The sequence below is a fragment of the uncultured Kocuria sp. genome, from assembly GCF_947500125.1.
Lineage (GTDB): Bacteria > Actinomycetota > Actinomycetes > Actinomycetales > Micrococcaceae > Kocuria.
Map to the genome: position 1 here is coordinate 211,628 of NZ_CANMRA010000001.1, position 13,554 is coordinate 225,181.

The 13,554-nt window shown below is 74.4% G+C and carries 9 protein-coding genes; 7 read left to right on the forward strand and 2 right to left on the reverse strand.

The genetic code is table 11. The features are described 5' to 3' along the window. The first annotated feature begins 19 nt into the window (after positions 1 to 19). From Q0817_RS00850 to Q0817_RS00875, 6 genes are all read left to right on the forward strand, one after another. Positions 20 to 4,120 carry a fibrinogen-like YCDxxxxGGGW domain-containing protein gene (locus Q0817_RS00850; RefSeq protein WP_298582839.1) on the forward strand — a complete coding sequence of 1,367 codons (4,101 nt, stop codon included), beginning with the start codon at positions 20 to 22 and terminating at the stop codon, positions 4,118 to 4,120. Then, complete coding sequence (locus Q0817_RS00855) at positions 4,117 to 4,941, forward strand: CDP-alcohol phosphatidyltransferase family protein (protein WP_298582842.1); 825 nt, start codon at positions 4,117 to 4,119, stop codon at positions 4,939 to 4,941. Before Q0817_RS00850 ends, Q0817_RS00855 begins: the two co-directional genes overlap by 4 nt. Next, a complete protein-coding gene (locus tag Q0817_RS00860; protein WP_298582845.1) occupies positions 4,931 to 5,896 on the forward strand; it encodes a glycosyltransferase family 2 protein in 966 nt (321 codons plus the stop codon). The genes Q0817_RS00855 and Q0817_RS00860 overlap by 11 nt, the downstream gene beginning before the upstream one ends. Positions 5,897 to 5,903: 7 nt before the next feature. Further along, positions 5,904 to 7,178 carry an O-antigen ligase family protein gene (locus Q0817_RS00865; protein ID WP_298582847.1) on the forward strand — a complete coding sequence of 425 codons (1,275 nt, stop codon included), beginning with the start codon at positions 5,904 to 5,906 and terminating at the stop codon, positions 7,176 to 7,178. Then, the gene (locus tag Q0817_RS00870) at positions 7,175 to 8,701 is read left to right on the forward strand and encodes a polysaccharide biosynthesis C-terminal domain-containing protein (protein WP_298582850.1); all 1,527 of its coding nucleotides are present in this window, start codon (positions 7,175 to 7,177) and stop codon (positions 8,699 to 8,701) included. Before Q0817_RS00865 ends, Q0817_RS00870 begins: the two co-directional genes overlap by 4 nt. A 170-nt stretch (positions 8,702 to 8,871) precedes the next feature. Beyond that, a complete protein-coding gene (locus Q0817_RS00875) occupies positions 8,872 to 10,233 on the forward strand; it encodes a hypothetical protein (RefSeq protein WP_298582852.1) in 1,362 nt (453 codons plus the stop codon). Positions 10,234 to 10,394: 161 nt separating this feature from the next. Here the strand turns inward: Q0817_RS00875 and Q0817_RS00880 are convergent, their stop codons facing one another. Both Q0817_RS00880 and rsmA read right to left on the reverse strand, forming a co-directional pair. Beyond that, positions 10,395 to 11,342 (reverse strand): 4-(cytidine 5'-diphospho)-2-C-methyl-D-erythritol kinase, encoded by a 948-nt coding sequence (locus Q0817_RS00880; protein ID WP_298582855.1) that lies wholly within the window; start codon positions 11,340 to 11,342, stop codon positions 10,395 to 10,397. After that, positions 11,339 to 12,241, reverse strand: coding sequence for a 16S rRNA (adenine(1518)-N(6)/adenine(1519)-N(6))-dimethyltransferase RsmA (gene rsmA, locus Q0817_RS00885; RefSeq protein WP_298582857.1), 903 nt, complete (start codon positions 12,239 to 12,241; stop codon positions 11,339 to 11,341). Before rsmA ends, Q0817_RS00880 begins: the two co-directional genes overlap by 4 nt. A gap of 281 nt (positions 12,242 to 12,522) precedes the next feature. On the opposite strand from rsmA, the gene Q0817_RS00890 reads away from it, so the two are divergent. Next, on the forward strand, positions 12,523 to 13,419 hold the full coding sequence (locus tag Q0817_RS00890) for a DUF559 domain-containing protein (protein ID WP_298582859.1): 897 nt from the start codon (positions 12,523 to 12,525) through the stop codon (positions 13,417 to 13,419). The last annotated feature ends 135 nt before the right edge of the window (positions 13,420 to 13,554 follow it).

Consider the following 13,554-nt stretch of genomic DNA (forward strand, 5'->3'; position numbering starts at 1 on the left):
CCTGTTGAGGAACCACACCATGGGAAACACGAACACCCCGCCCCGGGCGGACCGGGTCCGGCGCCGGGCGCGTACGGCCCGCACCAAGGCGACCCTGAGCATCGGCACCGTGATGGCCGTCGCCGCGACGCTGCTGACCTTCGCCCCGGTGGGCGCCGCCGAGGCGCCGCCGGTGGACGGCAAGTCCGCGGCCTCGGCCGCGGCGTCCTGCTGGGAGATCAAGCAGAAGGACCCGACGTCGGCCTCCGGCGTCTACTGGCTGGTGACCCCGGCCATGACCGCGCCCGAGCAGTTCTACTGCGACCAGGTGACCGACGGCGGCGGCTGGGTCCTCGTGGGCCGCGGCCGCAGCGACTGGAAGGAGTACTACCAGGGCGTCGGCACGCCCAAGGACGTCTCCTCCACGGTCACGGGCACCGCGGCCTTCGCGCCCAAGCAGCTGTCCTCGGAAACGGTCGACGACCTCCTGAACGGGCAGCGGCCCGACTCCCTCGACGACGGCATCCGGCTGCGCCGAGCCCGTGACGCCGCGGGCACCACCTGGCAGGAGGGCCGCATGAAGGTCACCGCCAAGCCGTACTGGAACTGGACGTTCGGCTCCCGCACCCCGGTGACCTCCTGGTCCTTCCGCTACGGCGCGGGCGTGGCCTCCGGGACCGGCGGCACCACGAACGACATCGGCTCCACCGGCACCGCCCGGATGCGCTTCGCCGACACCGCCGAGACCGACTGGCAGCGCGGCTTCCGCTACGGCGACGAGGTGGCCGGCAGCAACACGGCGACCACCTACCTCTGGTCGCCGGCCACGGGCGGCAAGGGCGCCATGCCCTTCACGCAGGTGTACCTGCGGCCCAAGGTCGACCAGAAGGCCTTCGAGGGCAAGACGATCCCCGATTCGGGCACCGCCGCGATCGCCCAGCGGGCCCTGCCCAACAGCGGCGCCGAGCCGACCAAGTGGGGCGCCGTGGAGCGCGCCGACGGTCTGGGCGAGGAGATGAACACGGAGGTGCAGGCCCTCGAGCAGATCGGGAACTCGGTCTTCACCGGCGGCAACTTCAAGGCCATGCAGCGCAACGCGGCCGGGACGGGGCGCGTGGCCCAGTCCTACCTCGCGGCCTTCGACGTCAACACCGGGGAGCTGCGCACCGACTTCCGCCCGGTCTTCAACGGCCAGGTCAAGGCGCTCGCGGAGCTGCCGGACAACCGGCTGGCCGTGGGCGGACGCTTCACCACGGTCAACGGCGTGAGCGCACCCGGCGTCGTGGTGCTGGACGCCACGACCGGCAAGGTGGACACCGCCTGGAACCTCAAGGTGGAGAACCTGCTGACCAACGGCGTGCTGCAGGTCCGTGCGCTGGACGTGCAGGGCGACTGGCTCTACCTGGGCGGCGCCTTCACCCACCTGAGCGGCGGACAGGAGACGGGCCGGGTCTACGCCCGCGCCGGCGCCCGCGTGAAGATCTCCACGCGCACCCCCGACGCCTCCTGGAACCCCGAGTTCAACGGCACCGTGACCAGCGTGGACGCCTCCCCGAAGGGCGACCGGCTCTACGCGGCCGGCTACTTCAACCAGTCCCAGGGCGCCTCGGCGTTCCGGCTCGCGGCCGTGCGCTCCACCGCCGGCGCGGCGCTGGACACCTGGACCTGGGAGCCCTCCATCCCGGTGGACTACGCCAACCCGGGCCAGGACGGCTTCCAGCTCGCCGTGCGCGAGCAGGGCAACACCGTGTGGGCCGGCGGCGCCGAGCACTCGATGTTCGGCTACGACCGCTCCACCTTCCAGCGCACCTCCGAGGGCATCACCTCCCAGGGCGGCGACATCCAGGCGATCACCTCGACCGACAGCACGGTCTTCGGCGCGTGCCACTGCTTCAACTGGTACAACGCCGGCGCCACCAAGTGGATCAAGGCCAACGTGGCCACCCAGCCGAAGATCGTCGCGGACCGGATCAACGCCATCGGCGCCTGGGACGCCCAGAGCGGGCGCTACCAGCCCGGCTTCAACCCCGAGATCAAGGGCTTCGGCGGCTGGGGCATCTGGGCCGCGCTGATGGACAGCAACGGGGTCCTGTGGACCGGCGGCGACATCAACCGCAGCGTCTCCTCCACCGGAGCGGCGCAGTGGTCCGGCGGCTTCCTCCGCTTCGCCCCGCGGGACGCCAAGGCCCCGGCCGCGCCCACGGGCCTGAAGGTCGGCCGGGACGGTGACTCCGACGCCCTCTCCTGGACGGCGGCCCCCGAGTCCGGCGTCACCTACCAGGTGCTGCGCAACGACCGGCCGGTCGGCACCGCCACGGGCACTTCCCTGAAGGTCCCGCACCTGGACGGCGCCCGGTACGCGGTGCGCGCGGCGGACGCCGCGGGCAACGTCTCGGCCTCCACCCCGGTGGTCGTGGCCGGCTCGGAGCCGGCCCCCGAGCCGCAGCCGGAGCCGCAGCCCGAGCCCGGCACCAGCACCCTGATCGCCGAGGGCGCCACGTGGAAGTACCACCACGACCGCAACGTCTCGCCAGGTACGGACTGGACGTCCGCCGACTACGACGACGCTTCCTGGAAGCAGGGCTCGGCCGTGCTCGGCTGGGGCGACGCCTCGGTGAAGACCACGCTGGTGGCCGACGGCAACCGCCCGATCGTCACCCAGTTCCGCCGCTCGGTGGACGTGGCCGACGCCACGAAGGTCGAGAAGCTGACCATCACGACCCGCGCCGACGACGGGGTGGTCGTCTTCGTCAACGGCAAGGAAGTGGTCCGCTCCAACGTCACCGACGGCTCCCTCACCGAGGACCCGTACGCCACGGCCCCGCGCCGGACCGCCACCGCGGTGGCCGAGCCCGTCACGGTGGAGGTCCCCGGATCGGCGCTGAAGACCGGCAAGAACGTGATCTCCGCCCAGATGCACTCCAACTGGACGAACACCACCGACGCCAGCTTCGACCTCACCGCCGTGGCCACCGCCGGCACGCAGCCGGCGCCGCCCGCCGAGGAGGAGCCGCCCGCGGAGGAGCCCCCCGCCGAGGAGCCCCCGGCCGAGGAGCCGCCCGCCGAGGAGCCGCCCGCCGAGGAGCCGGCCGATCCGGACGCGATCGTGGCCGAGGGCGCCGCGTGGCGCTACCACCACGACCGCGAGAACCCGCCGGCCCGCGACTGGGCGTCGACGGACTTCGACGACGCCTCCTGGAAGCAGGGCTCGGCCGTGCTGGGCTGGGGCAGTGACCAGGTGAAGACCACGCTGGTGGCCGACGGCACCCGCCCGCTGACCACCTACTTCCGCCGGTCGGTGCAGGTGGCCGACGCCTCCACGGTCGAGAAGCTGACCCTCACTACCCGGGCCGACGACGGCATCGCCGTCTACGTCAACGGGGAAGAGGTGACCCGCAGCAACCTGCCGGACGGGCTGCTGTCCTCCGGGACGTACGCGACCGCTCCGCGCCGGACCGCCACCGCGGTGGCCGAGCCCGTCAAGGTGGAGGTCCCGGGCTGGATGCTGCGCGACGGCAAGAACGTCATCGCCGCCGAGATGCACTCCAACTGGACCAACACCACCGACGCCAGCTTCGACCTGAGCGCCGTGGTCACCGAGGGCGAGCAGCCCGAGGCGCCCGCCGTGGCGCCCGACGTCATCGCCCGCGGGGCCGAGTGGTCCTACCGGCACGAGGACTCGGCGCCCGAGGACGACTGGCAGGAGGCCGGCGCGGTCACGGGCTGGCTGAAGGGGAAGGCACCGTTCGGCTGGGGCACCCCGGTGGCCACCGAGCTGACCACCGACGGGCGCCGGCCGGTGGCCACCCAGTTCCGCAAGGAGTTCACGGTGACGGACCCGGCGGCGCTCGGGGACCTGCTCCTCACCACCCGGGCCGACGACGGGATCGTGGTGCGGGTCAACGGCAAGGAGGTCGTCCGATCCAACATGCCGGAGGGCTCCCTCGACTGGACCAGCTACACGCTGGGCGCCCGGAGCACCACCGCGGCCCTCGCCGATCCGGTCACCGCCGTGGTGCCGGCCTCGGCCCTGAAGGCCGGGGTCAACGTGATCAGCGTCAGCATGCACCTCGACTACCGGGCGACCCCGGACGCCAGCTTCGACCTCGAGCTGGCGCCCCGCCCGGAGGACGCGGCATGAGCACCACCACCGGCAGCGCCGGCGCCCCGCGGCGCCGGCCCACCTTCCCGGAGGCCCTGGCCGGGCTGCGCGCCGCGCAGAAGCCCGGCCAGGGGGTCCCGGCGTACACCCGGTGGGTCAACCGCCCGCTGGCCCGCTACGCCGCGGCCGAGGCGGCCGCGGCGGGGCTGACCCCCAACGGGGTGACCGCCCTCAGCGCGGTTCTCTCCGCGGCGGGGCTGGCCGTGCTCGTGGCGGCCCCGCCGGCCCCGGCCACGGGCGTCGTCGTCGCCGTGCTCCTCGCGGCCGGCTACGTCCTGGACTCCGCCGACGGGCAGGTGGCCCGGCTCACCGGCACCGGCTCGCCGGCCGGGGAGTGGCTCGACCACGTGGTCGACTCGATCCGGACCCCGGCGATCCACCTGGCCGTGGCGGCCGCCGCCCTGCTGCACCCGCGGCCCGAGGCGTTCCCGGCCGCGGCCCTGGCGGTGCTCGCCGCGCTGTTCGTGCTCGTGGAGGTCGGGCAGTTCATGAGCCAGATCCTCGCCGAGCAGCTGCGGCGCACGGGCGGGATCGCCGGGCCGCCCTCGGGCGGGACGCTGCGCTCCTTCCTCAACCTGCCCACCGACGCGGGGGTCACCTGCTGGATCTTCCTCCTCTGGGGGATCCCCGCGCTCTTCCTGCCCGCCTACGCGATCCTGCTGGCCGCCCTCGCGGCGATCAGCGCGGTCTCCATGCGGCGCAAGTACCGGGGCCTGACCGTCCGGCCCGCCGACACCGACCCGGACGCCGACGCCGTCGGCGCCCTCCCGACCGACAGGAGCACCCGCCATGTCCGCTGACGTCCTCGCCCCGGCCCCGGCCACCGCCGCCGGCTTCCGCACCGACCACCCGTCCGTGTCCGTCCTGATCGCCACCGCCGGGCGGCCGCAGATGCTGCGCGAGGCGGTCCGCGCGATCGTCGAGCAGGACTACGCCGGCCCCGTCCAGGTCGTCGTCGTCTTCGACCGCATCGAGGTGGACCCGCTCGCGGACGTCGACGTCCCGGCCGGGGTAGAGCTGCGCACCGTGCCCAACACCCGCTCCCCGGGCCTGGTGGGCGCCCGCAACACCGGCATCCACGCCGCCACCGGGGAGATCATCGCCTTCTGCGACGACGACGACGTGTGGGCCCCGCACAAGCTCGCCCGACAGGTGGCGCACTGGCACCGGCACCCCGAGGCCTCGGCGATCACCGGCGCGATCGAGATCGTCTCCCACGAGCGCACCATCCTGCGCGTCCCGCAGGCCGTGGCCACGTTCCCGGAGCTGCTGGCCGACCGGATGATGGAGATCCACCCCTCTGCGCTCATCTGCCGCCGCGCCGACCTGTACGGGCCCGTGGGCCTCCCCGACGAGGACCTGCCCTCCTCCTACGGCGAGGACTACGACCTCCTGCTGCGCCTGGCCCGGCACGCCCCGGTGCACTCCGTGCCGGAGACCGTGCTGACCGTGCGCTGGGACCGGCCCTCCTTCTTCCGCCAGCAGTGGGGGGACATGGCCGGCGCCCTGACCTACATGCTGCGCAAGTTCCCCGAGTTCGAGACCTCCGACCGGGGCACGGCCCTGATGGCGGGCCAGGTGGCCTTCGCCCACGCCGCGCGCGGTGACCGCCGGGAGGCCGTGCGGTGGGCACGGTCCGCGCTGCGCCGGGACCGCGGGCAGCTGCGGGCCTGGGGGGCCCTGGCCGTGGCGACGGGTGCGGTCAGCGCCGAGCGGCTGCAGAACGCCGTGTCCTTCTTCGGCCGAGGAGTGTGAGGCGGCAGTGGCGCTCCTGAGCCCCTCGGTGGCGCGGCCGGCCCCGGTCCGCCGCACCACCGCCGCCCTGCCCGCCTGGCCGCTGCTGGTCCTGTTCTGGGGGCTGCCGCTGATCTGGGCCTTCGGGGCCCTGCAGTTCGCCCCGGCGCTGCTCGCCGTGGCCATGCTCTTCCTGCTCATGCTCCGCCGCGGCACCACGGTCCCGTGGCCGGCGTGGGTGCTCGCCGTGTTCCTGCTCTGGATGGCGGCGAGCTCGGTGCAGATCGAGGGCTTCGGCTCCTGGATGGGCTTCGCGCTGCGCTGGGTGAACATCTTCGCCGCGCTGATCTACGTCGTCTACTACTGGAACGCCCGGGAGACCCTGGACCACCGCCGGTTCCTGCGGGCCGCAGTGGTCGCATGGGCCACGCTCGTGGGACTCGGCCTGCTGACGTTCGTGATCCCCGAGGCGAGGCTGACCACCCCGATCGGCCTGCTGCTGCCGGAGGGCATCACCTCCAACGCGCTGGTGCAGAACTACTTCTTCCCGCCCCTCGCGGAGGTCCAGATGCCCTGGGGGGCGCCCGAGCCCTACAACCGGCCGGCCGCCCCGTTCCCGTACACCAACGGGTGGGGCTCCGGGTTCGTGCTCCTCACGCCCCTGGTGCTCGCCTACCTCACCACGGTCCGCTTCCGCGCCCGGCACCTGCTCATCGTGGCCGGGCTCCTGGCCTCGCTCGCCCCGGCCGTGGCCACGACCAACCGGGGCATGTTCCTCGGCATCACCGTGGCGCTCGGGTACGTGATGGTCCGGATGGCCCTGCGGGGCCGGATCGGGGTCGCCCTGGCCGGGATCACGGGCGTGGCCGCCGTCGGCGGCTGGCTCGTGGCCAGCGGCGCCGTCGATCGGATCACGGGCCGGCAGGAGTACAGCGACAGCACGGGCACCCGCTCCGACCTGTACCGGGACACCTTCCTGGCCACCCTGGACTCGCCCCTGCTGGGCTACGGAGCGCCCCTCTACGACGAGACCGTCGGCATCGAGATGGGCACCCAGGGCTACATCTGGACCCTGATGTTCTGCTACGGCCTCGTGGGCCTGGGCCTGTTCATGGCCTACCTGCACGGGACCACGCTGATGACCCTGAAGGTCCGCACCACCACCGGGCTGCTCGTGCACTCCGCGCCCATGGCCGCGTGCCTGTTCTTCACCTACTACGGCCTCGACGCGGTGCAGTTCATCCTGATCAGCCTGAGCCTGGCCGTGCTGCTGCGCTCCCGGCGCTACGGGGAGGGGCTGTGAGCCCGCAGCCGCTGGCGCGCTCGGGCTCGCTCACCTTCGCCTTCGTGGTCACCGGCGCGGGCCTCGCCTTCGCCGCCACGCTGGTGGTCTCCAACGCCTCGGGCGCGGCGGCGGCGGGACAGTTCTTCCAGGTGGTGGCCGTGCTGGCGATCGCCACGACCCTGTCCACCTTCGGCGCCGACACCGGGCTGGTGCGGGCGGTCCCCGCCCTCACCGCCCGGGGCCAGGGCTCGGCGGTGACCGGGGTGCTGCGGATCGCGGGGCGCCCGGTGCTCCTGCTCGCCGCGGGCGTGGCCGCTGTGGCGGCCGTGCTCACGGCCCTGCCGGGGGTGCTGCCCGAGGGCGTCGGCCCCGCCGTCCTGCTCGCCGCGCCCTTCCTGGTGCTCGGCGCCGTGCTCAACCTCGCCTTCGGCGCCCTGCGCGGGCTGCACCGGGTGCCGACCTTCTCCTTCCTGCAGAACGTGGTGCTGCCCTCGCTGCGGGTGCTCGGCGTCCTCGCCGTCGTCCTCGCCGGCGGAGGGCTGCTGGCCCTCACCGCCGCGTGGACGGTGCCGGTCGCCGTGGTCGCCGTGCTCGCCCTCGTGCTGCTGCGCCGGTACGTGAAGGGCCTGCGCGACGAGCCCGGGGCCGCGGCCCCGCCGGGAACGGCGGTCCAGCGGCGGGCGTTCTGGTCCTTCTCCTCCGCCCGCGGCGTGACCGCCTTCGTCGAGGCGCTGCTCGAGTGGCTCGACGTGCTGCTCGTGGCCGCGTTCCTGGGCCCCGCCGCGGCGGGCGTCTACGGCGTGGTCAACCGGTGCATCCGGGTGGGCGCCATGCTCGACCACACCGCGCGCATCGTCACCGGCCCGTCCATCAGCGCCGCACTCGCGGTCGACGACCTCGCCACCGCCCGCTCCGTGTTCACCCGCACCACCGCGGTGCTCGTGGCCGGCGCCTGGCCCTTCTACCTCACCCTGCTGCTGTTCGGGCCGGTGATCCTGTCCTTCTTCGGCGAGGGCTTCGAGTCCGGCTACCCCGCGATGGTGGTCATCGCCTCCGCCATGCTCCTGGCCGTCTCGGCCGGCGGCGTGCAGTCCCTGCTGCTGATGGCCGGGCGCAGCCGGTGGCAGCTGATGAACAAGTCCGCCGCCCTGGCCGTGGCGATGGCCCTGAACCTGTGGCTGATCCCGCAGTGGGGCCTCGTGGGGGCGGCCACGGCGTGGGCGGCGTCGGTGCTCACCGACACGGGGCTGGCCCTGTTCCAGTCCGTGCGGCTGCTCGGCATCTCGCCGCGCTGGTCCGTGGTGGGCGCCATCGCCGCGTCCGCGGCGGTGCTCACGGGCGGGGGCGGGCTGCTCGTCCGCGCGCTGCTCGGCTCCGGCACCACCGGCCTGCTCGTCCACCTGGCGCTGACCGGTCTGCTCGTGGCCGGCGCCGCGGCGGTGCTCGTGCTCCGGCACCGCGCCGCCGTCCGGGGGACGGACGCCGAGGCGTGTGGCCCGAAGAGGCCACGGAGTTCCAGGGTCCTGCTGTGGTCCCGCTGAGTTTGCATCTGTAACATTCAAATCGATCGACATCGGATCGGGACGCCGCCGGCCGGGCTGGACTCGGCAGCGCTTCCGACAGGCCGGGGTCGGTGATCCGCCGGGGGGCGGACGCCGGGCACGACCGCCACGTCCGAGACGACCCGCGATCCACCAGGGGGGAAATCCACATGAGCGAGACACTCAACACCATCGGCGCCGACCGGCGCCGCACCCGGGACGACACCGTCCCGACCCGACCGCGCCGCCCGGAGCCGGCGGACCCGACACCGCCGTGGCGCCGCGTCCTGCGCCGGTGGCCCACGATCCTCAGCACCTGGCTCGTCGTGCTGGCCGCCGCGCTCGTGGCGGGCCTGCTGTGGCCGCCGACCTACCAGGCGACCGCCTCGATGACCGTCACGCCGAGCGCGGTGAACCCGCTCACGGGTGACTCCGGCGTCGAGGACGTCGAGATGCAGACGGAGATGGCCACGATGGCCTCGCGGCGCATCACGCTGCGGGCCGCCGCCCTGCTGCAGGACGTCCCCGTCGCGGAGGCCGACCCCGCGCTCGCCGAGGAGCTGCTCGAGCGGATGTCGACCACCGCCCCGGACGACACCCAGGTGCTCCGCGTGACGGTGACCGCCGACGACCCGGCCCGGGCCGCCGAGCGGGCCAACGCCCTGGCCACCGCCTACCTGGCCGACCGCGGCGAGGACGTGCAGACCACCGCTGACGACACCCTGCAGCGCATCGACGAGTCCATCGCCGGCCTCGAGCGCAGCGACGACGAATCCTCCAGCCTGCGGCAGCTGCGCGAGCAGCGCACCGCCCTGGCCCTCATCGCCCCGACCCCGGGCCGCGTGATCAGCGAGGCCACGCCGCCGCAGGAGCCCTCCTCCGCCGGCCTGCTCCTCTTCATCGCCGGCGGGCTGGTCGGCGGACTGGTCCTCGGCGCCCTCGCCGGCGCCTTCCGGGAGCGGGCCGACCGCGCCGTGCGCCGGCCCGACCGCCTGGCCGACGCGACCGGCTCGCCCGTGGTGGTGCTGAGCGCTGAGGACGACGAGGACGGCGCCCTCGAGCTGCTGCGCCGGCTCTCCCAGGACGAGGACCGCGCGGTGCCGCGGCCGGGCTCCCGGATCGCCGTGCACTCGACCCTGCCCGGTCAGGCCGCGGTCGTCGTCCAGGCCCTCGACAACGTGGTCTCCTCGTGGGGCGGCACCGTGGAGGTCGTGGGCGCGGACACGCTCACGGACTCCGTGGGTCCGCTGGGCGACACGAACTGGCTGGGCATGGACGACACCACGCCCGCACTCCTCGTGGCCACGGTCCCGCCCCGTGCCGGTGCGGCGGAGCTGGCCGCGCTGACCGACCGGGTCGACGGCGTGGTGCTGGCCGTGGAGCCCCGTGGCCGGCTGCGCCGGTTCCAGGAGCGCTTCGAGCGGCTCAGCGGCCGCGGCGCCGCGGTCGTCCCCGCGTTCGTCGTGCAGCGCCAGACCCGCCCTGCGGCGGACCCGGCGCCCGCCCAGGAGACCGGTCCGCAGCACCGCTGACCGTCCGCCGGCGCCGCCTGGACCCGGGAGGTCAGGTCAGATCCAGGCGCCGGCGGTCGAACGCCAGGGGCCAGGGAGCACGCACCGCGAGAGCGGGCGCTCCCTGGCCCCTGAGCACGTCCGCGAGGTCCTCGGCCGCGGCGGCGTCCGCGTCCCCGGGGTCAGGGAGCCCGCACCGCGAGAGCCGGCGTTCCCCGGCCCCTGAGCACGTCCGCGAGGTCCTCGGCCGCGGCGGCGTCCGCCACGAGGTGCGCCACGGTGGGCCCGGACCCGGACACGAAGCTCGCCAGGGCGCCGGCGGCCGCACCGGCGGCCAGCACGGGCGCCAGCTGCGGGGCGAGCGAGAGGGCCGCGGCCTGCAGGTCGTTGGCCAGCAGCGGGGCGAGCTCGGCGGCGCGCCCGGTGCTCAGGGCCTCCTCGAGGCCCGCCGGCAGCCGGGGCTGTGGGACGTTCTCGTGCGTGCGCAGGCGGTCCAGCTCGGCGTAGACCGCGGGCGTCGAGAGCCCGGCCTCGGCCGCCACCAGGACCAGGTGCAGCGGCGCCTCGGCCGTCACCGGCCGCAGGTGCGCCCCCGTCCCGGTGCCCACGGCCGCCCCGCCCGTCAGCGCGAACGGCACGTCGGCGCCGAGACCGGCCGCGAGCTCCAGCAGCGCGTCGTCGTCGAGCGCGGGCTCCCCGGAGACGCGGGCGGCGAGCCGGTTCACGGCGAGCAGTGCCGCCGCGGCGTCCGCGGAGCCCCCGCCCATGCCGCCGGCCACGGGCACGGCCTTGTCGATCTGCAGGTGCAGTCCGCCCGCGAGCGGCGGGAAGCGCGCGAGGACGGCCTCGGCGGCCCGGACCGCGAGGTTGGACCCGTCGGTGGGCACCGCGTCCAGCGAGAAGGTCCCGAGCTCGATCTGCTGGGCCACGAGCGAGCCCGGCACCGCCGCCACGCCCACGGTGGTCCCGGCGCCCCGGGTCGTCGTGGCCGTCACGGTCTCCCCCGTGCTCACCGCGCAGTACAGGCTCGCGACGTCGTGGTAGCCGTCCGGGCGCGGCGGGCCCGCGGCGAAGAACAGGTTGACCTTGCCGGGCGCGGCGGCGCGCTCCGTGGGCGGCGTCGTGGTCATGCGCCGCGCGCCCCGGCGGTCAGTCCCGCGGCGGCACCGGCCTGCGCGATCCGGGCGAACTCGTGGACGTCCAGCTTCTCGCCGCGCTCCCCCGGGTCGATCCCGGCCGCCTCGAGGATCTCCCCGGCCGCCGCGGCGGAGCCCGCCCACCCGGCGAGGGCGGCCCGCAGGGTCTTGCGCCGCTGGGCGAACGCCGCGTCCACCGCCGCGAAGACCAGCTCCCGGTCCACGTCCGCCACCGGCTGCTCGCGGCGCACGAAGCGCACCAGGCCGGAGGCGATCTTCGGGGCCGGCCAGAACACGTTCTTCCCGATGGTCCCGGCCTTGGTGACCTCGGCGTACCACGAGGCCTTCACCGACGGCACCCCGTAGACCTTGGAGCCCGGCGCCGCGGCCAGCCGGTCCGCGACCTCCTCCTGCACCATGACCAGCCCGCGGCTGATCGAGGGGAAGCGGGCCAGCAGGTGCAGCAGCACCGGGACGGCCACGTTGTAGGGCAGGTTCGCCACCAGGGCGGTGGGCTCGGCGGGGAGCTCCTCGACGCGCATGGCGTCCTGCTCGAGCACGCTCAGCCGGCCCGCCAGCTCAGGGCGCAGGCGCTCCACCGTGTGCGGCAGCTGCGCGGCCAGCGGCGGGTCGATCTCCACGGCCACGACCTGCTCGGCGGCGTCCAGCAGCCCGAGGGTCAGCGAGCCCAGCCCCGGGCCCACCTCGAGCACCGTCTCGTGCTCGCCCAGCCGCGCGGCGGCGATGATCCGCCGGATCGTGTTGGGGTCGATCACGAAGTTCTGCCCGAGCGTCTTGGTCGGCCGGATGCCGAGCTGCTCCGCGAGCGCGCGGATCTCCGCGGGCCCCAGCAGGGTGCGGGCGGCGGGCTCTGGCGCGCTGGATTCTGTCACCGCCCCATCGTATCGGCCCCTCGCCATCCCCCTCCCCGCCGAGCCCCCACGCCTCAACTCCCGCTGCCGCCGAGCCCCCACACCCCAGCTCCCGCTGCCGCCGAGCCCCCACCGCGGTCGCATGTCCCCACGAATCGGCGTGGGGATATGCGACATGGTTGGGAACTCGGCGGGGGCTCATCCCCGCTCCCCACTGACGTGCTGACCGTCCGATCCGCCTTCTTGTTCCTCGCTGCGGCGACGCCGGACCACCGGACCTCCGGCCGACCTATCAACGAGGCATGACCGAGCTCATGAACCTCACCCAGCTGCACCACACCGGCCTCAGCGGCCACGAGATCCGGCGCCGCCTCCGCGACGGAGAACTCCACCGGGTCCACCCCGGCTACTACATGACGTCGGACGCCTACCGGCAGCTCAAGCCCGAGGAGCAGTCGTTGCTCCGGCACCGGGCGCTCAGCCGCGCTGCTTCCGTGCCGCCGGTGTTCTGTCTCGCCTCGGCCGCCCTGGTGCACGGCCTTCACCTGCGGCGTGTGCCAGCCCGCCTGCACACGCTCAGCCGACCGGGACAGGGAACCCACAACGGGTACGCCGACGTCGTCAGGCATCAGGAACCGTTGCCCGAGACCGACATCGTCACGGTCGGTGAGCTGCGGGCCACATCGGGCGAGCGCACCCTGCTGGACTGCGCCCGGCTGCTGCCTTTCGCCGACGCCGTGGTCCTGGCGGACCAGGCGCACCGTTTCGGTCTCACCCGGGTCCGGCTGGAGAACCGCCTGCCGGAGTGGACCCGCCGGCGGGGCGTGCGCAGGGCGCGGCGCGTGCTGGACGCCATGGACACGCGCTCCGAATCGGTGGGTGAGACGCTCACCCGGCTCATGCTGGCGGAGTCCGCCCTGCCGGCACCGGAACTGCAGTGGGTGATCGTGGGCCGGACGGGAACCTACCGGGCCGACTTCGCGTGGCCCGAGCAACGCCTGGTGCTGGAGTTCGACGGCGAGATGAAGTACGCCGGCGCTGCCGCCACCGTGATCCGCAACGAGCGGCGGCGGGAGATCGAGATCCAGGAGGCGGGCTGGACCGTCATCCGCGTGGGGTGGCACGACGTCGTGCGCACTCCCGCCGCGACCGTCGCCCGGATCGAGGCCGCCCTGCACCGCTCGCCCGGCACCCGCTGACCTTCGCGGCCCCGCTGCCCTGCCCCGCCGACTCCCCACGCTGCTTCTGTTTCCCCATGAGGATCCATGGGGAAATGGAACCGCTTTGGGGGCTCGCCGCGTGGGGGCGCCACAGCCTGGGGACTCGGCGCCACG

Bases quoted from the DNA above. Each gene is read 5' to 3' on its own strand.
- Q0817_RS00850 (WP_298582839.1), top strand. From the start codon at position 20: ATGGGAAACACGAACACCCCGCCCCGGGCGGACCGGGTCCGGCGCCGG.
- Q0817_RS00855 (WP_298582842.1), top strand. From the start codon at position 4,117: ATGAGCACCACCACCGGCAGCGCCGGCGCCCCGCGGCGCCGGCCCACC.
- Q0817_RS00860 (WP_298582845.1), top strand. From the start codon at position 4,931: ATGTCCGCTGACGTCCTCGCCCCGGCCCCGGCCACCGCCGCCGGCTTC.
- Q0817_RS00875 (WP_298582852.1), top strand. From the start codon at position 8,872: ATGAGCGAGACACTCAACACCATCGGCGCCGACCGGCGCCGCACCCGG.
- Q0817_RS00880 (WP_298582855.1), bottom strand. From the start codon at position 11,342: ATGACCACGACGCCGCCCACGGAGCGCGCCGCCGCGCCCGGCAAGGTC.
- Q0817_RS00890 (WP_298582859.1), top strand. From the start codon at position 12,523: ATGACCGAGCTCATGAACCTCACCCAGCTGCACCACACCGGCCTCAGC.